The organism is Acidovorax facilis (assembly GCF_023913775.1).
GTDB classification, from domain to species: domain Bacteria; phylum Pseudomonadota; class Gammaproteobacteria; order Burkholderiales; family Burkholderiaceae_C; genus Acidovorax; species Acidovorax facilis.
Map to the genome: position 1 here is coordinate 17473 of NZ_JAMXAX010000039.1, position 23385 is coordinate 40857.

The 23385-nt window shown below is 59.5% G+C and carries 18 protein-coding genes, 1 tRNA gene and 1 pseudogene; 7 read left to right on the plus strand and 13 right to left on the minus strand.

The features are described 5' to 3' along the window. Positions 1-72: 72 nt before the first annotated feature. The 4 genes from NFX52_RS13135 to NFX52_RS13150 are packed head-to-tail and all read right to left on the minus strand — an operon-like array spanning position 73 to position 5649. Positions 73-1692: an ABC transporter ATP-binding protein gene (locus tag NFX52_RS13135; protein ID WP_055401812.1), complete on the minus strand. Its 1620-nt coding sequence runs from the start codon at positions 1690-1692 to the stop codon at positions 73-75. Positions 1693-1703: 11 nt separating this feature from the next. Next, positions 1704-2750, minus strand: coding sequence for an ABC transporter permease (locus NFX52_RS13140; protein ID WP_055401853.1), 1047 nt, complete (start codon positions 2748-2750; stop codon positions 1704-1706). A gap of 22 nt (positions 2751-2772) precedes the next feature. Beyond that, on the minus strand, positions 2773-3804 hold the full coding sequence (locus tag NFX52_RS13145; RefSeq protein ID WP_055401810.1) for a microcin C ABC transporter permease YejB: 1032 nt from the start codon (positions 3802-3804) through the stop codon (positions 2773-2775). A gap of 18 nt (positions 3805-3822) precedes the next feature. Next, positions 3823-5649, minus strand: coding sequence for an extracellular solute-binding protein (locus tag NFX52_RS13150; protein WP_055401851.1), 1827 nt, complete (start codon positions 5647-5649; stop codon positions 3823-3825). Between the two features lie 104 nt (positions 5650-5753). Here NFX52_RS13150 and fabI point away from each other — a divergent pair, with 104 nt between their 5' ends. Together fabI and NFX52_RS13160 are read left to right on the plus strand one after the other, a co-directional pair. Then, the gene (gene fabI, locus NFX52_RS13155; protein ID WP_055401808.1) at positions 5754-6554 is read left to right on the plus strand and encodes an enoyl-ACP reductase FabI; all 801 of its coding nucleotides are present in this window, start codon (positions 5754-5756) and stop codon (positions 6552-6554) included. Positions 6555-6631: 77 nt separating this feature from the next. Further along, entirely contained in the window at positions 6632-7477 is an 846-nt protein-coding gene (locus tag NFX52_RS13160) for a DNA ligase (protein ID WP_055401806.1), read from the plus strand. 89 nt (positions 7478-7566) lie between these two features. On the opposite strand, the gene NFX52_RS13165 is transcribed toward NFX52_RS13160, so the two are convergent. Then, positions 7567-8127, minus strand: coding sequence for a fasciclin domain-containing protein (locus NFX52_RS13165; RefSeq protein WP_252635673.1), 561 nt, complete (start codon positions 8125-8127; stop codon positions 7567-7569). Positions 8128-8307: 180 nt separating this feature from the next. Next, positions 8308-10677 carry an arginine/lysine/ornithine decarboxylase gene (locus NFX52_RS13170; protein ID WP_055401802.1) on the minus strand — a complete coding sequence of 790 codons (2370 nt, stop codon included), beginning with the start codon at positions 10675-10677 and terminating at the stop codon, positions 8308-8310. A 146-nt stretch (positions 10678-10823) separates the two neighbouring features. On the opposite strand from NFX52_RS13170, the gene NFX52_RS13175 reads away from it, so the two are divergent. The 3 genes from NFX52_RS13175 (at position 10824) to NFX52_RS13185 (ending at position 12389) form a co-directional block, all read left to right on the plus strand. Continuing rightward, on the plus strand, positions 10824-11249 hold the full coding sequence (locus NFX52_RS13175) for an NfeD family protein (RefSeq protein ID WP_202907224.1): 426 nt from the start codon (positions 10824-10826) through the stop codon (positions 11247-11249). Positions 11250-11301: 52 nt separating this feature from the next. Continuing rightward, positions 11302-12219 carry an SPFH domain-containing protein gene (locus tag NFX52_RS13180; protein ID WP_055401799.1) on the plus strand — a complete coding sequence of 306 codons (918 nt, stop codon included), beginning with the start codon at positions 11302-11304 and terminating at the stop codon, positions 12217-12219. Positions 12220-12299: 80 nt separating this feature from the next. Further along, positions 12300-12389, plus strand: a tRNA-Ser gene (locus NFX52_RS13185). Between the two features lie 127 nt (positions 12390-12516). On the opposite strand, the pseudogene NFX52_RS13190 reads toward NFX52_RS13185, so the two are convergent. The 5 genes and pseudogenes from NFX52_RS13190 to NFX52_RS13210 all read right to left on the minus strand — a co-directional run. Next, positions 12517-12756, minus strand: a pseudogene (locus tag NFX52_RS13190) (transposase); the annotation flags it as partial. A 599-nt stretch (positions 12757-13355) separates the two neighbouring features. Then, a complete protein-coding gene (locus tag NFX52_RS13195) occupies positions 13356-14612 on the minus strand; it encodes a hypothetical protein (RefSeq protein ID WP_156358855.1) in 1257 nt (418 codons plus the stop codon). Positions 14613-14817: 205 nt separating this feature from the next. After that, complete coding sequence (locus NFX52_RS13200) at positions 14818-15642, minus strand: zinc ribbon domain-containing protein (protein ID WP_055401795.1); 825 nt, start codon at positions 15640-15642, stop codon at positions 14818-14820. Positions 15643-15663: 21 nt separating this feature from the next. Next, a complete protein-coding gene (locus NFX52_RS13205; RefSeq protein ID WP_156358854.1) occupies positions 15664-16293 on the minus strand; it encodes a helix-turn-helix domain-containing protein in 630 nt (209 codons plus the stop codon). 446 nt (positions 16294-16739) lie between these two features. Further along, a complete protein-coding gene (locus NFX52_RS13210; protein WP_202907223.1) occupies positions 16740-17645 on the minus strand; it encodes a WYL domain-containing protein in 906 nt (301 codons plus the stop codon). 596 nt (positions 17646-18241) lie between these two features. On the opposite strand from NFX52_RS13210, the gene NFX52_RS13215 reads away from it, so the two are divergent. Together NFX52_RS13215 and NFX52_RS13220 are read left to right on the plus strand one after the other, a co-directional pair. Next, positions 18242-18385, plus strand: coding sequence for a hypothetical protein (locus NFX52_RS13215; RefSeq protein WP_156358853.1), 144 nt, complete (start codon positions 18242-18244; stop codon positions 18383-18385). A gap of 463 nt (positions 18386-18848) precedes the next feature. After that, entirely contained in the window at positions 18849-20735 is a 1887-nt protein-coding gene (locus NFX52_RS13220; RefSeq protein WP_238385758.1) for an ATP-dependent helicase, read from the plus strand. A gap of 77 nt (positions 20736-20812) precedes the next feature. Here NFX52_RS13220 and istB read toward each other — a convergent pair whose 3' ends face one another. Both istB and istA read right to left on the minus strand, forming a co-directional pair. Continuing rightward, positions 20813-21628 (minus strand): IS21-like element helper ATPase IstB, encoded by an 816-nt coding sequence (gene istB, locus NFX52_RS13225; protein WP_008906665.1) that lies wholly within the window; start codon positions 21626-21628, stop codon positions 20813-20815. Continuing rightward, on the minus strand, positions 21621-23144 hold the full coding sequence (gene istA / locus NFX52_RS13230; RefSeq protein ID WP_034695485.1) for an IS21 family transposase: 1524 nt from the start codon (positions 23142-23144) through the stop codon (positions 21621-21623). The genes istB and istA overlap by 8 nt, the downstream gene beginning before the upstream one ends. Between the last annotated feature and the right edge of the window lie 241 nt (positions 23145-23385).

Genomic DNA, 23385 nt, shown 5'->3' on the forward strand with positions numbered 1-23385 from the left:
GCCCGAGCCCGCAGATGCACGCGGCGCGGTGATTCGTGCAGAGGGTCCCTTGGTGCCATTTTTATTCAAACATCAGCCGATACCCGGCACGGTGGCCGCCGCCACCAGGCGCTGGGTGTAAGGGTGTTGTGGTGCATCCAGCACGTCGTTCACGCTGCCACCTTCCAACACGGCGCCATCCTTCATCACCACCACGTCGTGCGCCATGGCGCGGATCACATCCACGTCATGGGTGATGAGCAGGTAGCTCAGTCCCTTTTCTTTTTGCAGCCGCTGCAACAATCCCAACACCTGCTGCTGGATGGTCACGTCCAGGGCGCTGGTGGGCTCGTCCAGCACCAGCACCTGCGGCTGCACGATGAGAGCCCGGGCGATGGCCAGGCGCTGGCGCTGGCCGCCGGAAAATTCATGCGGATAACGCTCCAGCAGACGGGGGTACTGTGCTTCGGCCAGTCCCACCTCTTCCAGCGCGGCCTCGACGCGCATGCGGCGCTGGGCCACGGTCAGTGTGGGCTCGTGCACCTTCAGGCCCTCGCCCACGATCTCTTCGACCGTGAGGCGCGGGGACAGCGACGAAAACGGGTCTTGAAATACCACCTGCACGCGGCGGCGCAGCTGCTGGTTGGCGGGGGTATTGCGCATGGCAGGTTGCTGCCACGCCTGGCCCCCGACCTGCAACTGGCCGGCGTAAGGCAACAGCCCCAGGATGGCCTGCGCCAGCGTGGACTTGCCCGAGCCGGACTCACCCACCACCCCCAGCGTTTGGCCCGGCAGCAACTGCAGCGTGGCGCCCTGCACGGCCACAAACTCGCCCTTTTTGAACCAGCCCTTGATGCCGGACAGCGGCGTGGGGTAGACCACGCGCAGATCCTGCGTCTTCACCACCGGGGCAGTGCCTGCGGGCGGATCGGCCTCGACCACATCGCGGCGGGGCTGGCTGGCAATCAGGCGGCGCGTGTAGGCGTGCTGGGGTGCACCAAACACCTCCGCAACGGGGCCCTGCTCTACCAGCACGCCCTGCTCCATCACGGCCACGCGGTCGGCAAAGCGGCGCACCAGGTTCAGGTCGTGCGTGATGAGCAGCACGGCCATGCCCGTCTGGCGCTGCAGATCACTCAGCAAGTCCAGGATCTGGCCGCGCAAGGTCACATCCAGCGCGGTGGTGGGCTCGTCGGCCAGCAGCAGCTTCGGGCTGCTGGCCAGGGCCATGGCAATCATCGCGCGCTGGCGCTGGCCGCCTGAGAGTTGGTGCGGGAAGCTGTTGGCTCGGCGTGCAGGCTCGGGGATGCCGGTTTGGGCCAGCAGCTCGATGGCAGCCTGCGCGCACTGGGCGCCGGTCAGGCCTTTTTTGAGCTGTAGGATTTCGGCAATCTGCAGGCCAATCGTCATCAGAGGGTTGAGCGCGGTCATGGGCTCCTGGAACACCATGGCGATGTCGCCACCACGCACGCCGCGCATCTCGCGCTCTGTCAGCGCCAGCAAGTCGCCCCGTCCTTGCAGCGTTGCCTGCCCGGTGATGGCGGCATTGCCCGCCAGGCGCAGCAGGCTTAAAGCGGTGATGGTTTTGCCCGAACCAGACTCGCCCACCAGCGCAAGCTTTTCGCCTGCAGCAATGCGGAAGTTGACGCCCCGCACCACTTCTTTGGGGCCAAAGCGAACGTGGAGGTCCTGAACCTGCAACAAAGGGGTCATGGCCGTAGGGGTCACTGGTCGGCCTTTCGGGGGTCCAGGGCATCGCGCAGCGCATCGCCCATGAAGGTCAGCAGCAACAAGGTGGTGACCAGCACCGCAAAGGTAGACAGCGAAATCCACCACGCGTCAATGCTGTTCTTGCCCTGGTTCAGCAGTTCACCGAGTGACGGCGTGCCCGGCGGCACCCCCAGGCCCAGGAAGTCGAGGGAGGTCAGCGCCAGGATGGCGCCACTCATGCGGAAGGGCAAAAAGGTGACCACGGGCGTCAGGCTGTTGGGCAGGATGTGGCGCCAGATGATCTGGCTGTTGCTCACCCCCAAGGCCCGGGCGGCCTTCACATAGTCGAGCTGGCGGTTGCGCAAGAACTCGGCGCGCACATAGTCGGACAAACCCATCCAGCCAAACAGCGACAGCAGGATGAGCAGCAGCGCAATGCTGGGCGCGAACACGGCGCTGAAGATGATGAGCAGATACAGCTCGGGCATGGAGCCCCAGATCTCGATGAAGCGCTGAAACGCCAGGTCGGTCTTGCCGCCAAAGAACCCTTGGATGGCCCCGGTGAGCATGCCCAGCAGTACGCCGGTGATGGTGAGTGCCAGACCAAACAGCACACTCACACGAAATCCGTACAGCAGCTGCGCCAGCAGGTCGCGCCCCCGGTCATCCGTGCCCAGCCAGTTGTCGGCCGTGGGGGCTGACGGGTTGGGCGATGTGGCAAAGTAGTTCAGCGTGTTGGGGCCGTAGGGGTTCAAGGTGTACAGCGCCCAATTGCTGCCTGCGGTAATGCGCTCCTTGATGAAGGGATCGAGGTAATCGGTGGGGGTTTCGAAGTCTCCCCCGAAGGTCTTTTCGGAGTAGTCCTTGAGCATGGGAAAGTAGGTCTGCCCCTCATAGCGCACCAAGAGCGGCTTGTCGTTGCTGACCAGCTCGGCACACAGGCTCACCAGCACCAGGGCGCAGAAGATCAGCAGGCTCCAATACCCCAAGCGGTTGCGCTTGAAGCGCAGCCAGGCACGGCGGGAGGGCGAGAGCGAAGGCGATGCGGAAGCAGAACTCATCAGGGCCATGGATTCGTTCGGGCTAGTCAAACTTCACGCGCGGGTCCACCCACACATAACAAAGGTCGCTGACGAGCTTGGTGACCAGCCCGATCAGTGTGAACAGATACAAGGTGCCCAGCACCACCGGGTAGTCGCGACGGATCACACTCTCATAGCTGAGCAAGCCCAGGCCATCCAGCGAGAACAGGGTTTCGATGAGCAGCGAGCCCGCAAAAAAAGCACCGATGAACGCAGCCGGAAAGCCGGTGACGATGGGAATAAGCGCATTGCGGAACACATGCTTCCACAGCACCTGCCGCTCGCTCAAGCCCTTGGCGCGGGCGGTGAGCACATACTGCTTGCGGATTTCTTCGAGGAACGCGTTCTTGGTCAGCATGGCCGTCACCGCAAAACTGCCCAATACCATGGCCGTCACAGGCAGCGTGATGTGCCACAGATAGTCCACGATGCGCGCGCCCCAGGTCATTTCATCCCAGTTGGCTGAAGTAAGCCCGCGCAATGGAAACCATTGCAATTGCCCACCAAAAATGACCAGCAGCGCCACGCCCAGCACAAAGCCGGGAATGGCATAGCCCACCAAAATGAGCAGCGTGGTCACCAGATCAAAGCGTGACCCGGCTCGCACCGCCTTCGCCACGCCCAATGGCACGGCGACGAGGTAGCTGATGAAAAAAGTCCATAGGCCCAGGCTGATGGAAACCGGCAGTTTCTCCTTCACCAGTTGCCACACATCCTTGTTCTGGAAAAAGCTCTTGCCCAGATCAAACCTCGCGAACTGTCCCAGCATCTGCAGGAAGCGCTCATGGGCAGGTTTGTCAAAGCCGTACAGCGCCTTGATCTGCTCCAGCCGTTTGGGGTCAACGCCCTGCGCGCCCCGGTAGCTCAGGCCGCCCCCCTCGGCGCCGCCACCGCCCACACCGGCCTTGGCCTCGGCCATGTACTGCTCCACCGGGCCGCCCGGCACGAACTGGATCACCACAAAGGTCAGCAAGAGCACGCCCAGCAGCGTGGGCAGCATGAGCAAGACACGTTTGAGAATGTAGGCAAACATGGGTGGGCGGTCTTAGGGCTATTTCTTGTCTGGCGCGGTCTGGGGAGGAATACGCGCCCACCACGTGTCGATGACCCACCCTTCGCCGCTGGCGTAAGGCGGCACCGTGGCCGGCCGTGCCAGCCGCCAGGCGTTGTAGGCCATGCGGTGTGTGCCCGCCGTCCACTGCGGAATGAGGTAGTGGCTGTGCGCAATGATGCGCTCCAGGGCGTGGCAGGCGGGAAGCAGTTGTGCCTCGGTCTTGGCGGAGGTCATGGCCTTGATCATCGCGTCCACCGCAGGGTTCTTGACGCCCGCAAAATTGCCGGAATCCTCCACGTCGGCCGCCTGGCTGCCAAACATGTCGGCAAACTCCTGGCCCGGGTTGTTGGTGCCCTGGTAGGCAATCGAGGTAATGTCGAAGTCGAACTTCTGCAGACGCTGCTGGTACAGCGCAAAGTCCACTGACCGAAACCGCAAGGTGACACCAATCTTTTCGAGATTGCGCATCCAGGGGGTGATAGTGCGCACGCCGCCTTCATTGCTGTCCATGTATTCGAGCACCATGGCCTCGCCCTTAGCGTTGCGCAGGGCACCGTCGCGCACCTCCCAGCCCGCTTCCTTGAGCAAAGCCTGCGCCCGCCGTAGGTTGGCCCGCAGTGAGGAGTCGCCATCCGTGCGCGGGGGCACCGTCATCGGGCCAAACGCGGCAGCCGGAATGTCCTTGCGGTAGGGCTCCATCAGCGCAAGCTCCTCGGGCGAGGGACTGCCCTTGGTTTCGCACGCCGTGTTGCCAAACAGGCCGTTCACCCGCTGGTAAGCGCCATAGAACATCTGGCGGTTCATCCACTCGTAGTCCATGGCCAGGCCCAGGGCCTCGCGCACGCGCGCATCCTGCAGCAAAGGCCGGCGGGTGTTGAGCACATAGCTCTGAAAACCCGAGGGGAGCTTGTGCACAAACTCGCCCTTGACGAGTTCACCCGTATCGAACTTCTTGCCCGTAACACGTCGGGCCCAGTCGCCCGCGCTGAAAAACCGCATGAGGTCGAACTCGCCCGCCTTGAGGGCCTCCAGCCGCGCGGTGTTGTCCTTGTAGATCTTGACAAGGATGTTGTCGAAATTGGCCGTGCCCTTGCGCACGTTCAGGTCGCGCGCCCAGTACTGCGGGTCGCGCACATAGGTGATGTCCTTGCCAAAACGCACCGGGCCGATTTTGTAGGGGCCACTGCCGATGGGAATATCCATCACCACCTGGTCAAACGGCTTGGCCTTGCCGTTCTCGACGCCCCAGTCGCGGCTGAACACCGGCAGGCCGCCCACGGTGAGGGGCAGCTCGCGATTGGGCAGCTTGAAGCGGTAACGCACGGTGCGGTCGTTGATCACATCCACGCCCGCCACCTCGATCAGCAGCGTCTTGTAGGCAGGGGATGTGAAGGGGCCCACCAGCGTGTCGTAGCTGTGCTTCACATCCTGCGCCAGCACGGGCTTGCCGTTGTGAAAACGCGCCTCCGGCCGCAGGCGGAAGGTGGCGGACAAACCATCGGGGGCAACTTCCACATCTTCGGCCAGCAGACCATAACCGGTGGCGGTTTCGTCCATCGAACCGGCGAGCAGCGAATCGAACATCAGCGACGACAAATATGCTGGCGCGTTGCCCTTGACGGTGAACGGGTTGTATTTGTCGAAGGTGGAAACCCGCAGGTTGCTGACCAGCCGCAGCTCGCCGCCTTTCGGCGCATCTGGGTTCACATACGCAAAATGCGCAAACCCGGCGGGATAACGCGGCTCGCCCCACAGGGCATACCCATGTGCAGCCCATGCAGGAACCGCACACCCCATCAGCAAAAAAGTCAGCCAAAACCGCATGCGACAATTCTGCACTACGTTCGCCGGGCCCCGCTGCAGATCGCGCATACCCACATGCGCCAGGCCGCCCGCCGACATTTCGCCATTCCAAAAGGAGATTGAACATGGGTTTTCTGACCGGCAAGAAGCTGCTCATCACGGGTGTTTTGTCCAACCGCTCCATCGCCTACGGCATTGCCAAGGCCTGCCACGCACAGGGCGCCGAACTGGCGTTCAGCTACGTGGGCGAGCGCTTCAAGGACCGCATCACCGACTTTGCAGCCGAGTTCGACTCCAAGCTGATCTTTGACTGTGACGTGGGCAGCGACGAGCAGATCGAGCGCATGTTTGCCGAGCTGTCGCAGACCTGGCCCCAATTCGACGGATTTGTGCACAGCATCGGCTTCGCCCCCCGCGAGGCGATTGCCGGCAATTTCCTCGAAGGCCTTTCGCGCGAGGGTTTTCGCATCGCCCACGACATCAGCGCCTACAGCTTTCCCGCCATGGCCAAGGCCGCCCTTCCCTACCTGAACGACAAGTCGTCGCTGCTGACGCTGAGCTACCTGGGCGCGCTGCGCTCCATCCCCAACTACAACACCATGGGCCTGGCCAAGGCCAGCCTGGAGGCATCCGTGCGCTACCTCGCCGAGGCCGTGGGCCGCACCGAAGACGGCCGCAGCATCCGCGCCAACGGCATCAGCGCCGGCCCTATCAAGACCCTGGCCGCCAGCGGCATCAAGGACTTTGGCAAACTGCTGAGCCGCGTGGCCGATGCATCGCCCCTGCGCCGCAACGTGACGATCGAAGACGTGGGCAATGTGGCAGCCTTCCTGCTGTCGGACCTGGCCTCGGGCATGACGGCCGAGATCACCTACGTGGACGGCGGCTTCAGCCAGACGGCGGGCCTGAGCGCAGACCAGGTCTGATTGCCATCGAAAATTTAGATCAAAACAGGGCCTAGCGCTTATTGAACAAGCGCTGGTAGCTATATATTTAATAGCAAATGCTCCGCAGGCACTGGCTGGCGTGGCTGAGTTTCACTGCGCTGCCCACGCACGCAGCAGATGCCCCTGCCCTGTTGCTGGCCAATGTGTACCGGCCCGGCATGCCGCTGGCCGACTATTGGGTCAGCGAAAAGTACGACGGTGTGCGTGGCTACTGGGACGGCCACACGCTGCGCACCCGGGGCGGCGAAACGGTGATGGCCCCCGCCTGGTTCACCGCCGGGTGGCCCAACACCCCCATGGACGGAGAGCTGTGGGCCGGACGCGGGCGCTTTGCGCACGCCCAATCCACCACGCGCCAACAGCAGCATCATGAGGCGGCCTGGCGCCAGATGCGCTTCATGGTGTTTGACCTGCCCCGGCACGGCGGCATGTTTGATGAACGGCTGCGGTCGCTCAACACCTTGGTGATGCAGATCAACCAGCCTTGGGTCCAGGCGGTGCCCCAAAAGCGCATCGAAAACGATGCTGCCCTGCAGACCCTGTTGCAACGCACGGTGCGGGCGGGCGGCGAAGGCCTGATGCTGCACCGGGGCAGCTCGCTCTACCAGTCTGGCCGCAGCGACGACCTGGTCAAGGTCAAGACCCACGAAGACACGGAAGCGCGCGTGGTCGCCCACCTGCCTGGCAAGGGCCGCCACGCCGGTCGCATGGGAGCCCTGCTGGTGGAAATGCCTTCGGGCCAGCGTTTCCGGCTGGGGGCGGGTTTCAGCGATGCGCAGCGGGCTGACCCGCCACCTGTGGGCAGCTGGGTGACGTACCGGTTTCGCGGCACCCACGACGGGGGCCTGCCGCGCTTCGCGAGTTTTGTGCGTGTGCGGGACGACATGCCGCCGGCCCGCTGACGGGACCACAGCAACCTCTGGCCGATCCCGGCCCTGCGATGCGGCGGCCATGCACAGCGGACGGGCAGCCCCTCCCATCCGTTGCTCAATCAGTTCGGCAACAGGACCTTGTCCACCACGAGGATCGCGCCGTTGGACTGGTACACGTCGGCAATCGTCACCGTCGCCGTACCGCCCTTTTCGTCCGTCACCATGACGGCATTGCCGCTGGCCTTGGCGGTGAGCGTACCGCCCGCCACCGTCTTGAGGTTGGCCATGCCTTTGCCGTCTGCAATCATCTTGGACAACGCAGCAGCGTCGTACTTGCCCGCGACCACGTGGTAGGTGAGCACCTTGGTCAGGGTGGGCTTGCTCTCGGGCTTGAGCAGCGTGTCCACCGTGCCGGCGGGCAATGCGGCAAATGCCGCATTGGTAGGCGCAAACACGGTGAAGGGACCGGGGCCCTTGAGCGTCTCGACCAGGCCCGCCGCCTTCACAGCGGCGACCAGCGTGGTGTGGTCCTTGGAGTTCACGGCGTTGTCGACGATGTCCTTGCTGGCCAACATGGGGGCACCGCCCACCATGACCTGCGCCATGGCAGGCATTGCGGCAGCGGCAATGGCAGCAGTGAGGGCGACGGCGGCAAGGCGGGCGTTGAATCGAAGGGTCATGAGAATCTCCTGAGAGGTGTGTGAAGACAGTCGTCACCGCATGAAAACCACGCGGCTGACAGTCAATACGGCAGCACCACAACAGCGGATTCAAATGCACAAAAAAATCGCTCCGCCAGCCATGCCGGGGGAGCGATTTTTGAGACGCTGGTGCACCCACACACCAGCGCGAAGACGTGCTTACACGTTGCGCCCGTAAGGCCCGTCGTCACCCACCTGCACCAGGTTCTGGGCGGTGGCCAGGGGCTTGGGGTTCTTGCCCGAGTGCTTGCCGTCGGCCACGCAGTCGGCGTAGTAACGCACCTGGCCGTTCTCGTCTTCCACTTCCACCAGGCCGTGGATGTCGGTCTCGAAGCCCGGGCACAGCTTGGCGAATTCGCGCGCGAACTTGAGGTAGTCCACGATCTTCTTGTTGAAAACCTCGCCAGGGATCAAGAGCGGAATGCCCGGTGGGTAGGGCGTGACCAGGCCCACGGTGATGCGGCCTTCCAGGTGGTCGATCTCCACGCGCTCGGTCTGGCGGTGGGCGATGTGCGCGTAGGCGTCCGAGGGCTTCATGGCGGGCGTCAGGTCCGACAGGTACATCTCGGTCGTCAGGCGCGCGATGTCGTACTTGGCGTACATCTCATGCACGTGCTGGCACAGGTCCTTCAGGCCCATGCGCTCGTAACGTTTGTGCTGCTGGCAGAACTCGGGAAGGATGCGCCACATGGGCTGGTTCTTCTCGTAGTCGTCCTTGAACTGTTGCAGCGCCGTCAGCAGCGTGTTCCAGCGGCCCTTGGTGATGCCGATGGTGAACATGATGAAGAAGCTGTACAGGCCGGTCTTCTCGACCACCACGCCGTGCTCGGCCAGGTACTTGGTAACGATGGACGCGGGAATGCCGGTCTTGTCGAACTTGCCGTCCAGGTTCAGGCCCGGTGTGACGATGGTGGACTTGATCGGGTCCAGCATGTTGAAGCCGTCGGCCAGCTGGCCAAAGCCGTGCCACTTGCTGGCGTTCTTCTTGCCCTTGCCATCGCTGCGGATGATCCAGTCCTCGGCGCGGCCCAGGCCTTCGTCCACGAGCTTTTCAGGGCCCCAAACCTTGAACCACCAGTCGTTCTTGCCAAAGTCGTGCTCCACCTGGCGCATGGCACGGCGAAAGTCCAGCGCTTCGAGCAGGCTTTCTTCCACCAGGGCCGTACCGCCGGGAGGCTCCATCATGGCGGCGGCCACGTCACAGCTGGCAATGATGCTGTACTGTGGGCTGGTGCTGGTGTGCATCAGGTAGGCCTCGTTGAAGAGGTGGCGATCCAGCTTGGTGGTTTGCGAATCCTGCACCAGCACGTGGCTGGCCTGGCTGATGCCGGCCAGCAGCTTGTGGATGGACTGCGTCGCGTACGTCACGGAATGCTTGGGGCGCGTGCGCTTCTTGCCCATGGCGTGGTAGCTGCCATAAAACGGATGGAAGGCCGCGTGTGGCAGCCAGGCCTCGTCAAAGTGCAGGTTGTCCACGTAGCCGTCGAGCATGCCCTTGATGGTCTCGGTGTTGTAGAGCACACCGTCGTAGGTGGACTGCGTGAGCGTGAGCACGCGCGGCTTGACCTTTTTCGCATCCACGCCCTTGAGCAGCGGGTTGGCCTTGATCTTGGCCTGGATGGCGGCAGGCTCGAACTCGCTTTGCGGGATAGGGCCGATGATGCCGAAATGGTTGCGCGTGGGCTTCATGAACACGGGGATCGCCCCGGTCATGATGATGCTGTGCAGGATGGACTTGTGGCAGTTGCGGTCCACCACCACCACGTCGCCCGGCGCCACCGTGTGGTGCCACACCATCTTGTTCGATGTGGACGTGCCGTTGGTCACGAAGAAGCAGTGGTCGGCATTGAAGATACGCGCGGCGTTGCGCTCCGATTCACCAATGGCACCGTTGTGGTCCAGCAGCTGGCCCAGCTCTTCCACCGCATTGCACACGTCGGCACGCAGCATGTTCTCGCCGTAGAACTGGTGGTACATCTGGCCCACAGGGCTCTTCAGAAACGCCACGCCGCCGGAATGGCCGGGGCAGTGCCAGCTGTATGAGCCGTCTTCAGCGTAGTCGAGCAGTGCCTTGAAGAATGGAGGCTGCACGCTTTCGAGATAGCTCTTGGCCTCGCGGATGATGTGGCGCGCCACAAATTCGGGGGTGTCCTCGAACATGTGGATGAAGCCATGCAGCTCGCGCAGGATGTCGTTGGGCAGGTGGCGGCTGGTCTTGGTCTCGCCGTGCACATAGATGGGCACTTCGGTGTTCTTGCGCCGCACTTCACCGATGAAGTTGCGCAGGCTCAGCACGATGGGGTCCAGCCCCTCACCCACCGTAAATTCCTCATCGTCGATGGACAAAATGAATGCGCTGGCGCGGCTTTGCTGCTGGGCAAACTGCGACAGGTCACCATAGCTGGTGACGCCAACCACCTCGAAACCCTCAGACTCGATAGCCTGCGCCAGCGCGCGGATACCGAGGCCCGAGGTGTTCTCGGAACGATAGTCTTCATCGATGATGATGATGGGAAAGCGAAACTTCATGCGCAGCCTCCGTGCAACCGTGCCCTGCCCGGCCAAAAAACGAAATAGGCGCGAAGTGTAAGGAATAACCTTGACGCGCCTTTGAACTGCAACCCTTTTGTCCCAGAATGTGGTGCACTAAACACAACCACAACAAGGAGTTGGCTATGGAGGAATCCACCATCTGGTGGCTCGCAGCGGGGGCTGTGGTCGTTGCAGAGCTGCTCACCGGTACGTTCTATCTGCTCATGGTGGCCATTGGCCTGGTGGCAGCGGCCCTGGCGGCCCATCTGGGGTTGCCAATTACCGCGCAGATCGTGGCAGCGGCTGTTGTGGGCGGTGGCGCAGTGGTGGGCTGGTACTACCTCAAGAAAAAGCGGCCCGGAGATCCCTCGGCCCGTGCGGATCGCAGTGTGAACATGGACGTGGGCGAAACCATTCTCATCGAGGGCTGGAACGCTGATGGCACCACCTCCGTGAAGTACCGGGGTGCCACCTGGACAGCCATCCACCGTCCCGGAGTCACCCCCTCCACGGGCATGCACCGGGTTGCTGAACTGGTGGGCAATCGCCTGCTGGTAGACCCTCTCTAAAAATCCCGCTGTCGCTCACCTTCACAGATCAACAACGAAAAAGAGGCTCCTCATGGAAATTGCCATCGTCATTCTCATCATTGCCGTCATTTTCATCGCGCGGTCCGTCAAGGTCGTGCCCCAGCAAAATGCCTGGGTCAAGGAGCGCCTGGGCAAGTACGCGGGCACGCTCACACCGGGACTGAACTTCCTGGTACCTTTTGTCGACAAGGTCGCCTACAAACACAGCCTCAAGGAAATCCCGCTCGACGTGCCCAGCCAGGTTTGCATCACGCGCGACAACACCCAGCTTCAAGTGGACGGCATCCTGTACTTTCAGGTGACTGACCCTATGCGCGCCAGCTACGGCTCCAGCAACTACATCATGGCCGTGACGCAGCTGGCGCAGACCTCGCTGCGCTCGGTCATCGGCAAGCTGGAGCTGGACAAAACCTTTGAAGAGCGCGACATCATCAACGCCCAGGTCGTACAGGCCATCGACGAAGCTGCCCTCAACTGGGGCGTGAAAGTGCTGCGCTATGAAATCAAGGACCTGACACCACCCAAGGAAATCCTGCACGCCATGCAGGCCCAGATCACTGCAGAACGCGAAAAACGCGCGCTGATCGCCGCCTCTGAAGGCCGCCGCCAGGAACAGATCAACATCGCCACCGGCGAACGCGAGGCCTTCATCGCCCGATCCGAGGGCGAAAAGCAGGCCGTCATCAACAAGGCCCAAGGCGAGGCAGAATCGATCAAGGCCGTGGCCGAAGCCAACGCCCAGGCCATCGAGCGTGTGGCCTCGGCCATCCGCCAACCCGGTGGCGAACAGGCTGTACAGCTCAAGGTAGCCGAGAAGGCCGTGGAGGCCTACAGCCAGGTGGCAGCAGACTCCAACACCACACTTATCGTGCCGAGCAACATGACGGAGGTGTCTGCGCTGATCGGGTCCGCGATGAAGATGGTGCAAGCTTCACAGAAAGCGGCCTGAGCGCAAGCAAAGCTTTTTTCGAGGCAACGGCTACTGTCAGCCCAGATATCCCTTTTCCTATGGCTATAATCGAAGGCTTCGGAGAGGTGGATGAGCGGTTTAAGTCGCACGCCTGGAAAGCGTGTGTGGGCTAATCCCCACCGCGGGTTCGAATCCCGCCCTCTCCGCCAGTTTTCTATATAAATCAACAACTTAGGCGATTTGTAGAATTCTGACCCACATAAAAACCCACATAAAATTGTTGGTTCAAGATCTGATTTCAGGATCTAGGTGGTGCACACTGCACTAAGAACCTGTTCAAAGTCTTTTGAGCAGTAGAGCCAAGAACGTCAAGTGGATGAATTGCAAGCTGGGGTTGAGCAGCCTCTCGCAGTTCTTCCACAGCCGCCTGTTTTTCTCCCACCACGCAAAGCTGCGCTCAACCACCCAGCGTTGGGGCATCACCTTGAAGGTATGTGGCTCGCTGCGCTTGACTATCTGCACGCTGACGTGTCCGCCCAACATGTCTTGCACACCCTGGGCAAACGGCTTGCCTACATTTTTAAATCAAGAAGTTACGCGGCAGGCTTCACAAGCTGCATCAATAACTGGGAAATTGAACCCCAACATAGGTGAAAGGAACGCTCATCAACTACCGACTGAGGCCAGGCCACATAACTGCTGGTGTTGTGATCACTGACTAAAGGTGTGGTGGCACGCAAGGCACTTGTAGTTGTCTAGCACGTGCTCATCTACTGCTTTCCCTGCAGCAGCACCTGCGGCCGCGCCAACCGCGCCGCCTCCCAAACCGGCGGCAATTGCGCCGGCAATCGCACCAATAGTTGTACCTGAAATCGCACCCACAGGGCCTGCAAGCGCGCCAATCAAGGCACCAGCCTCGCCCCCGGCTACGGCGCCTGCCCATGCTCCAGCAGCACCACCAGCAGCTCCGCCAGCACCACCAACGGCGGCGCCTACACGCTTACCATAGTTTCGAACATCCACTCGGCCAGAGTGGCAATTTGGGCAGACAGGTGTCATCAACATCTTTCTTAGATAGGGGGCTCCGCAAGTCCTTGCAAGCTAAATAGCTGTACGCTTCAAGAAAAAAGCTCACTCGTCAAGAGTGCACGCCTTCTTGCGATACCGCCGAAGAGTTAGGCACTCCCGCCCTGGGCCAACGACTCGCACCCGAACTTTGCATCGATCTGCAGCTCGTGAATGTAGATCACTGGGCTGACTATTTCGTGCCGAAGTATCCGCCCTTCCTTCACTGCCAATTTTTCGGGGTAGTCGGCAAACCTGTCATTGCTTAGCACAAAGCTATGGTTATCATCTTCTGCAGCAGACAGGACGGTTTCGTCGGCCTTTCGCATTGAAGCCACTATGTGGACTCTGGCGCCAAGGAACACCCCCCCAATGTCCCGGTCGCTCATCCCGAGCTTGCGACGAATGGTCGCGTCGAAGACCAGCGTGACCGCATATTTTTGAGCTAATACTGGGACCAATGCCTTTAGCGCGAGAAGTCCGAGAAAACTATTACCTTCGTAGCAAAGGTTGTTCGCATCGATGATGATGCTTCGGATATCCCAAGAAGCAAATTTAGCGAGACCGTCAATCCGCGTCTGAAGCTTTGAAATAGCGTCATCAACTCGGCGTAGTTCAGCTCGGTTCTGCCGTAATACACTTGCCGGTTTTCCGACCCCAAAAGTCTCTTCGCAACGTGCATGGATTTGAGCTTTTTCACGAGGACTCGCAGCTCGAGTCAGTGCGGTTTCAAATGCCTCCGCTCGCGAAATATTCTTTAAGAACATAGTACGCTGCGCCTCTTTATGGCGCAGACTCTTGAGGGGCTCAAGCAAAACTTTATCCAAGTCATTGCTGCGCTGGCGCAAATTCGCCAACTGTGGTTCTATCCGGTCCAAGATTGATTGCATAGCCGCAATCGCTGACTGGGCGAGCAATGGATCAAATGCCCGCGCCCGAGAAATCTCTTCCTGGTTTCTGCGCTCAGCTTCTGCCTCCTCCAAAACTTGGGCCTTTACGGCAGTGATCTCGGTGTGAATGTCTGCGATCATCGACAACTGCGCGGCGGACTTCTGCTGCACGTCTGCTAATTTTCGCTTTGCGACTGCGCGTTCGGATGAGAACCAAGAACGCGGGTCGATGCCAATTGCGACTTCGAGTTCTAGCTGTTTTTTCGATGAGTCCAAAGCCGCTGAAGCTTGCTGCGCTTGTCGGAGCCTGAACGTAACCTCTAGCAGTTCGCGCTCAAGGCGCTGGACATTAGATTTTTTCGGAGCTGGTTTGAAGTTGTCGAACCAATCGAGTTTTGTCTTCCACTCCCGCATCTCGCTACTACATTTAGTGTATTCACGTTGCAAGGCTTCAATGTCTTTCGTAAAGGGATTCATGATATAGCTGAGCTCCACTCGGGAATGCAGGATGTTGGTGATTAGAGAGCAGCTAGATCAGGGCAGAAACCGGTTTGAGGGGCTTGGACGAGGTTTTGCGTAATGCTGGTAGGTGAACAAAGCGCCGGCAGCAAAAACCAGCGTATACGAGGCCACAATGCGTAGTGGGGTTGAAACGATGATGATCATCAAAGCACCTATGAACTCAATTCGCAGGGAGCCGTAGGGAAAGCGGCGTGCCACATTCACCGCAGAACTTTTTTCCGACCTCTACAGGAGCCTTGCATGCGGGGCAACTGCGATAGGCTGCTTTTTGCCGCATGTATGCGATTTGGATCACGCAAGGAACCGTCACGCGGTAGGCGGGGCTACCGAGGTCGAACACAGTCCATATCGCCGTGATAGCCCAACCAATTGGACCAGCGAACACGCTGATGCTACGCATCAGCCCTGCAGTGGCACCAAAGGCCAGACCACGCCCGAGAATTGCTTTTGCGACTGCGTTGGCGACCACTGCGGCCAGCTTGAAGGCCCCGAAGCCGGAGGCTTTAATTGCAGCTTGAAGCGCCGCCATCACAGCAGGCCCAGCCCCCGGCTTGTAAGTGGCCCCAAACTCTGCGAACAGGTCTGCTTTATCTTGTTCGCTCATCTTGACCATAGACTGCGCCAACACAGCCTCAAGGATAGCAATCTCAATTTGCGCGCAATCGTCCTTGGGATTAAAAGTTGCCTTCACATGACTGGCCACATCGCAAAGCAGCTCCTTGTAGGGCACCCCAGTGCCACCGCGCGCAATATTAAAAAGGGTATTTCCACCGAAGCGCTGGAGCTCTTCGGCAATGAGAGCGCGGATGGTCTCGTCCATTGAACCGCTGGCTTTCGCGCTCATCAATTTCTTGCTTGTTTCAGACGACAGCGAGATCCGTCCGTCGCCCTTGTCTGTGATGTGATCGATTAGCACGCCGAGATCATCAACATCGGCAGTGCCTAGCACGTGGGCGAGGTCTGGGTCGGAAATAAGAGTGCTCATAATCAAAGTCCTTTTATGCTGTTAGGCGCTGGGGTTGGCTGTGGGATCATGGGGCGTCATTGCGTTGGCCAATGCCGCAGAAAGAGCAGTCAGTTCCACAAAGAAGCTGCGTTCGCCACGCGCTGCCGGTTGGGCTAAAGCTGCCAACACCAAACTGCAACGACGTCTCCATTCGTTGCGAGCGTCAAGACGCTTGAGCTCTTCAGGCTGCGGATCCGCATACATCGGAGGTCGATCCGGATGAACCTTGCATCGTTTCAACACGATTTCGGCGATTGCCGGGCTACCAAGCTCGTCAGCCACCAAAGCCTCGGCGGCAGTCCGGTATAGGCCTAACCCATTGCTGATCTTCGCCAGTAGCCGCCAGTCGTCTGGAGACATGAGCAGAAAGGCAAGAGGAACGCCTATTGCGTGCGCAAGTTTGTGCAGGGTAACAAGATCAGGGTTGCGTTGATTGCGATTAGATGTGTCTAACAGCGGCCTGAGCGTTGTTCGGGACATTCCTGTGCTGCGCATAACATCGATTTGGCGAAGCTTGTTCGCTTTACCGGCGCGAGCCGGCCCGGCAACACGCAGAGCCGCCATAAGGTTCAGAGCAAGTTGCCGTTTCAGCGTTCGGGTGTTGGCGCTATGGGGGTCAGGAGGGTGCATGGAAGCAACTCATTTGTCTGGTGCGATGTAAGCAGTTTATTGAAATCTCTTGCGCGGAGCTCCAAAAAAGCATCGGCAACGATCGCATTTATACAAATAAGGATCGACAACGGTCTTTTTTAGTAGTGTTGTCGGAACTGGTAAACATGGCTCCATCTGTACCCAGACGAGCTAGGGACTATGCTGGTTGTTATCGGTGGCTCACACTCAAGAGCTGAAACGAGCCCTTTGGCGGGTTGTAGAGACTAGGAGCGTCCCTAGACACAAGCGGCAACCGCTCAACGAGCCGCATTGCGCAAGGCAGACTCGCCACAAAGGATCGCCAGGCAACTAGCCATCCGAGCCGACTTCGCCCTATCTACCTGAACTCACGTCTACACATGAATACGTTTGAAGGAGTGCTGAGACAGCAGCGCTCTGGGAAGCCGGAACTCGTCGCTCACCAATCAAGAGACCGTTGGTTGAACGTATCCGGGAGCCAAGCTCGTGCTCGCACCGTAGATTGACAAAGGATCACGAAGCCAAAGGTGAAAAACTTCGGGGTCCAAGCTGTGATCTGGAGAGCAATCTACCGCCCAAAGTTTGAGCAAGTAACCCACATTCGCAGCGCGAGCAGCGACCCGAAAAACGCCATCTGGCATGTCGTAATCCAGTCGGACGACACTCTCTCGTTTGTGGTTCGGATGTGGCACAAGCTCCAGGTTGATGATCCGACTCCACTGCACGTCTGAAGCAGAACGTTCGTGTGGCTCGATCTTGCTGTCGTCAAGCACTTCAGCAGACAGGATCCGTCTCAGAACGAAATCTAAAAACTGCTTCTTGTTGCGGTCAAAAGCTCGGGCGTGCCAACGAACACGGTTGCTGACCAATGCAAAAGGGACGATGTCACGTTGCATTTCGCCACTCGTGATGGAGACGTAAGTGATTCGCAGCGCTTTGTGCTGATGAATTGCGCGTGCGACGGCCGCGAGAATGTCCAGGCGTGGCACTGCCAGCTCCGATGGCTGCTCGCATGGCAATAGCTCCCCTTTTACCCCACTTCCCCCGTAGGCGGCCCCCTCAGAAAGCGCAGCTAGAACACGAGAAACCGAGTGCTCGTGCCAAGGGGCGAATTGCGAAGTGGGCCTGTAGACCTTGCGGGGGTCCAGTATCAGGTTGCCTGGTGCAAGCGCTATGTACTGAGCGATAGCACGGGTTGCAACTGCAGGAGATATGCCGAAACGATCGACGAGATCCGCCCGCGTTACCCCCCCAAAAAAGTAGGCTCTGAAGTCAATGAAAGCGAGCCTCTCTCTCTGAGCGAGGTTCAACGACTGGCCAGTTGAAGGGTCAACTGTTGAAATTGTCATCATGAGTGTATGGTAGGGACGGATCAAGATAAGTCAACTTTCGATGCATTGACATGATCATTTTGATGATACAAAATCGTCACCGTGATCGCTTTGGTCACTCATTCGAAAGGATAGTTGTATGGCAAAAAATGCCCCTGCCGGCGACGGTCAACGAGTTGGCGCAGTGCGTCAACGCAGCCAAACCCAGACCCCTTCAGGTCATTACGTCAAACGTGATACTGAGACAGGCCGATTCATGGACGTAAAAACGTCCAGCAAAGAGCCTTTCAAGGGTGTGCGCAAAGAAGGAAAGTAGGCGTCCGGGATGCTCGAACATACGGTGCCAAAGGCGCAGCACGCTACTGGCCAGCGGTTGGAAGCTGCGAGCTTGCCCGTGTCATGCGAAAAAAGCGCTGTCGGAGCTCACTCTCCGCAACCGGCGAAAAAGAAACGGGTCATGAGGGAACTCATGACCCGTTTCTATCCCATGGGCTCCTGTCTGGCGACAAGGGCAAAGGGAGATGCACTGAAATACTCAATGCGTGTTTGGCGACCGCGAGTGTACTGCAGAGCTCTTCCCCTGGGCGAATCTCGCCAGAGGAAGGAGGTTGCAATAAATGAGCAAGCAATTGAGCTTTGACTTTCCCTTGCCCGAGGGCATGAAAGTCATCTTCCGCCCCTACCGGACGCTTCCGAATGGCCAGCGACTCTGGGCACGCGCATATGGCTACAAGGCGTTCCCAATGCTAGTGCCGATCTAGGCCAGAGGTTGGCCTATCAACCGAGCTGATAGGCCAACTTTTTACCTAGCGCCCTGCCCTGCATGGCAAAACCAACATAGAAGTGTATGTGGCTTGGATGGCCTGCGACGGCGTCTTTTCCGACAGGCAGTTGTCCGAGCCCCCTCCCCCTTTACAGCCCCATATTTGGGTGAGAGGCAAACGACTCATCCGCTTCACGTCCATGTAGGTCGGAGCTACTTATGATCAGGACTCAAGAGCAACAACGAGCTAGACCGAGGAAAACAACAATGCGACGGGAGCATCGATGGCCAAAGAACCATTTTTGGTACGCCCGTAGTTGCGTGAGGAGAGCCAATACGCGCGTCGAAATCCTCGCATTTGCTGCAGTCGCACATGGGGCTGGAGTCGCATCCATCCCCCCAGGATCAAGCTGTCGTTCCGCCGCAGCGTCCGCAGAACCGAAATCGCTGGGACGTGAGAAATGACAGTACCCTTCGGCTCAAACGCAAACCCGAATCAACTCGAAGCTATTCTTGCCACCGATGGGCCTGTTCTCATCATCGCAGGACCTGGATCGGGCAAGACCTTCACGCTGGTCGAGCGCATCGTCTATCTCATCAAGTACAAGGGGGTTGCCCCCGAATCGCTGCTGGTCGCAACCTTCACGGATAAGGCAGCACGCGAGCTAACCACCCGCATCTCCAACCGGCTGGCCGAGCTAGGCATCCAGTTCAACCTGAACGAGATGTACCTCGGCACATTCCACGCCATCTGCCTGCGGCTGCTGGAGGATTACCGCGAGTTCACCCGCCTCAAACGCAGCTTCACGCTGCTCGACCAGTTCGACCAGCAGTACTTCCTGTACCAGCGCATCAAGGAGTTTCGGGAGTTGCCGGATGCCCAGTTTGTCATGGGAGACGATCAGACAGGTCGTTGGGCTCAATCAGAAAGTCTGCTGAAGTGGCTAAACAAAGTCGGTGAAGAGGCGCTCGACGCCTCCACACTCGCAGCAGCCCCCGAACCGGAAATTCGCGCCTTGGCGGCTTGCTTTGCCAAGTACCAGGGCCTGCTGAACGAACACAACTCCCTGGACTTCTCTGGCATCCAGTACGAGGCCTTGCAACTGCTGGGTAAGCACCCCGAGGTGCTTACCCAGTTGCGAAAAAAGCTGACCCACCTCATGGTGGATGAGTACCAGGACACCAACACCATCCAGGAACGCATCCTTCTGTTGCTGGCGGGCGAGCGCCGAAACTTGTGCGTGGTGGGCGACGACGACCAGGGCTTGTACCGCTTTCGCGGGGCCACTATCCGCAACATTCTGGAGTTCCCGGCACTGTTCGACGACGGGCAATGTAAACAGGTCAAGCTGACCGTCAACTACCGCTCGCACCCGGACATCATCCGCTTCTACAACGAGTGGATGAAAGAGCAGGTATGGGACGACGGCACGCGCGTGTTTCGCTTCGCCAAAGAGATCGTTCCGCGAGAGGATGACTTCCCGGACATGCCGACGGCTGTGCGGCTGGCCGCCAGTGACGACAAGGATGACACCACCAACTGGCATGCGGAGGTGCTGGCATTTCTCAACGGCTTGAAGTCCACGGGCCAGCTCGCAGACTGGAATCAGGTCGCTTTTCTGTTCCGATCGGTCAAAAATGACAAGGTGGTGGCACTGGCGCGCTTCCTCGAGACTCAGGGAGTGCCCGTATTCTCGCCCCGCTCGAACATGTTCTTCGAGCGCGAGGAGATCCGCCTGGTGATTGGCGCGCTGATCTTCCTGTTCCCTCAGTTTCCCAAGGTTCGTGCATGGGCCGAAGGCGTCACACTGCCCATCTGGGACTACTACGACCACCTGTGTTTCAAGCCCTTCATTGACGAGCTGCGCAAGCCGGAAAATAAGCCACTACTGGACTGGGCGCGCCCACTGGCCAAGCGCCACGCCGTACTGACTCAGAACACCGACTACTCGTTCTCCGGCCTGTTCTACCAACTGCTGCAGTTCCCGTTGTTTTCGCGCTTCCTCACTGAGGAGGCTGTGCAAGGGGTGGACAAGGGGCGCGCCGCGCGCAACTTTGGCATCTTCTCAAAGCTGCTCACCAAGTTCGAGTACCTGCACTTTGTCAGCGTGCTTAACCCCGAGTGGCTGGAAAAGAACCTGCGTGACCTGTTCAACCAGTTCCTGCGCTTCCTGCAGGATGGTGGCATCGGCGAATACGAGGACGAGGCCGAGTACGCGCCCAAGGGCTGCGTCTCGTTCCTGACCATCCACCAGTCCAAGGGGCTGGAGTTTCCGGTGGTTGTGTGCGGTTCGCTGGAGGCGGTGCCGCGCAAGCAGTACGGGGTGTTGGCGCCGATTGAATCTTGACAGTGTGTGCCGATCCAACTTTGATAGGGGGCGTGTAGCCAGTATCTGCTAGGCTGGCTGTGGATAACTATAGCCTCCTACTGGGCTTGCACCTCCAGACTGGTTTCTGTTTTTCTATTCATTTCTCTGGATTTGATCTTTCCCTTTGCCTCCTTGGAGCTGTGGCGGAAGCGGTAGGACTCATTGCCGGTTTCAACGATGTGGCAGTGATGGGTGAGCCGGTCCAGCAGTGCCGTGGTCATCTTGGCATCACCGAAGACAGCGGACCACTCGGCAAACGTCAGGTTGGTGGTGATCAGAACGCTGGTGTGCTCATAGAGTTTGGACAGCAGATGGAACAGCAATGCTCCACCGGCCTGGCTGAATGGCAGGTATCCAAGTTCATCCAGAATGACCAGGTCCATGCGCATCAAGCTCATGGCTATGCGCCCCGGATTTCCCTTGGCCTTCTCTTGCTCCAACGCATTGACCAGATCCACCGTCGAGTAGAACCGGACACGTTTGGAATGGTGCGTCAGCCCATTGATTCCCAGCGCCGTTGCCAAGTGGGTTTTGCCGGTGCCAGGACCACCAATCAGGACAACGTTCTGCGCATCGTCGGTGAAGCTCAGGTCCGCCAACCTCTTGATCAGCACCTTGTCCACGGGTGAGACCTCGAAGTCGAAGCCAGCAAGATCCCGGTGAATCGGGAAGCGTGCTGCTTTCATCTGGTGGGCAATCGAGCGCATATGCCGATCCACGTCTTCCGCTTGAAGCAGGTGCTCTATCAGCCAGCGCGAGCTCTGAATCGAGGAGCCGCCATCCTGCTCCATAAGGTCAGCCCAGGCACTGACCATGCCATTCAGGCGCAGTGCCTTGAGCCCGCTTTGCACATCGCGTTTGGATTCAGACATGGATGACCCCTTGGTTATCGTTGTGGGTGGGGCGCAAACGGTCGTAGCGCGCGGTATCGGCCAGCGGGAGGTTGGTCAGTTGCAATGTGGTTTTGGCATGCTCCGGCCTGGGTGGCGCATTCAGCCTAGCCAGCACATTGCGCACATGCTCAGCACTGACACTTCCATTGGGCGTGGCACCTTCAAGGACAAGATCAACCGCCACCAGTACTGCGTCCAAGCCCGCCTGCGGCACGCTGGCCAGCACCTGTGCCATGGTGCGGTCACCGCCAGGGTGCCTCAGAAGGGATTTGCGCAAGCGCTGCAAGGGCTCAGGCAAGTCCAGGAACGGCGCACCGTTGCGCAGTGCGCCGGGCTTGCGCTGCACGAGTTCAATGTAGTGCTGCCAGTCATAGGTGACTTGGCCACTGCCCGGCGTGCGGGCGTGGCTGGCGATGATGGTTTGCGCGCAGGCAATGTCCACCCGATTGGGGTACAGACGCGTGCTGACCAGGTGCCCAGCCCATTCGCAAGGAACGGAGTAGCGATTGCGCGCCACCGCCACCAGACATGTACTACTCACCCGCGCGGGCTTCTCCACATACCCATCAAACAGCACAGGCATGGACATGAGGTGGGGGCGCTCCAACTCCAACATCTCTGCCACCGTGAACTGCTTGTGGATCGGATGCACGGAGTCGGACCACACCGAGCGACACCGCTCGCCCAGCCATGCATTGAGTTCGGCAAACGATCCGAAGCGCCTGCTGGCGGCCTCGATCCAGATCCGCCTGCGACTGTCCTGCACGTTCTTCTCCACCACCCCTTTCTCCCAGCCCGAGGCGACGTTGCAGAAGTCCGGATCAAACAGGTAGTGGCTGCACATGGCCGAGAAGCGTGCGTTGACGATGCGCCCCTTGCCTTTCTTGACCTTGTCCACCGCCGTCTTCATGTTGTCGTAGATGCCACGCCTGGCAACGCCTCCCAATGCATGGAAGGAGCGGGTATGGGCATCGAACAGCATCTCATGGCCCTGCCCAGGGTACGCAACAAGCCAGAAGGCACGACTGGCGCAGAGCTTCAGATGGGCCACTTGCAGTTTGTAGAACACTCCACCAACCAGCAGTCCTTCCTCGCTCCAGTCGAACTGGAAGGCCTCGCCCAACTCGAAGCTCAGCGGCACAAAGGCCTTGGCGGGATCCTTGGCGCTATCCACCCGCCATGCTCGAATGAAGTCAGTCACGGCGCTATAACCACCCCGGTATCCCTGAGCCTGGATCTGGGCAAACAGCGCCTTGCCACTGCGCCTTGCGTTCTTGGCCCGGTGCGCATCCGTGCGCAGGGCCTGCTCCAGCACCGCCACAAATGGCGTGAGCTTGCCATCAGCCTTCTTGCGCTCGTACTTCGGGGGTATGTCTCCGGGGGCCTTGAGCCACTTCTTGACCGTGTTTCTGGCCAGTCCCGTTCTTCTGCAAATCTCTCCGTCAGAGAGTTGGTCGCGCCACTTCATGCGCCTGACCTTGCCAATCATGTCCATGGTGATCACCTCTTACATCCCTGCTGAAAAATTCAGCAGGGCAGTTGAACACCCCTGTCAATTTTGGATCGGCACCAGACCTTTCAGACTGTCAGTTTTCGGTCGGCGACAACAAGCAAGCACAAGGCGCTGTCCTGGGAGCACGCCAACAAGATCGAGGCACAGTTGCGCGAAGAAGTGCAGCAGTTGCTGAAGCTGGCCGAAGACAGCGACAGCCGTCCTGTCAATGACGGCTTGGATG